The organism is Citrobacter sp. C348, assembly GCF_047467975.1.
GTDB classification, from domain to species: domain Bacteria; phylum Pseudomonadota; class Gammaproteobacteria; order Enterobacterales; family Enterobacteriaceae; genus Citrobacter; species Citrobacter gillenii.
In genome coordinates, this window is sequence record NZ_JASJUJ010000032.1 from 1 (window position 1) to 673 (window position 673).

At 45.9% G+C, this 673-nt stretch carries 1 protein-coding gene; it reads left to right on the forward strand.

Features of this window, described 5'->3' with window-relative positions; translation table 11 throughout:
- Window positions 1-23: 23 nt before the first annotated feature.
- The coding region (locus tag QNN86_RS23870; protein WP_414212405.1) for a DUF6708 domain-containing protein at window positions 24-673 on the forward strand (650 nt) is incomplete at its 3' end.

Sequence of the window (673 nt, forward strand, 5' to 3'; positions counted from 1 at the left end):
ATTAATGTAACGGAATGAATAATATGGTTAAAAAAACAGGGAATAAAGTAAAGCGTCGTACATCACTGTCCGCCTCTGAGAATGAAAAAAAGAAACAGCATACAGAAAACGTTGAAACGCAACGCCCCAAAAATCCTTTTTATCGCCGTTCCGTACTGATCCCGCAGGCGGAAAGATGGCAGGAGGATCTGCCGGTTCAGTGGCTGGAGCAGGATGTTGAGCCCAATGCCGTCTGGCTGAATGAAAAGAATGATATCTGGCTGGAAATCCCCCGTTATGAGAATCAGATCTCATGGGGTTGGGGTAATATTTTTTCCTTTATTTCTGTTCTTTTTATGATTTATTTTTTGCTAGTACCATTTATATTCTATGGTATGGACGGTGCTACTCTCGTGGCGATTATAGCATTTCTTTTTTTTCTCTCTCTATTTAAGCTTATGGTCAGAATGACCTATCATTCTCCTCGCGGTACGCCCGTACGTCTAAACCGTAAGCGGCAGAAAGTCTATATTTACGAACATCACCGCAGCAGCTGGAATCCGTGGATAGACTGGCCGGTGGAGGTCCGGGTGTTTAACTGGGATGAAGTGCGTGGAGAAATCACCTATGAAGCCGGGCGTTCTCACCAGGGTTACCAGCTGCACGGCGCGGTGTGCCAGCCGGGAACCAACCA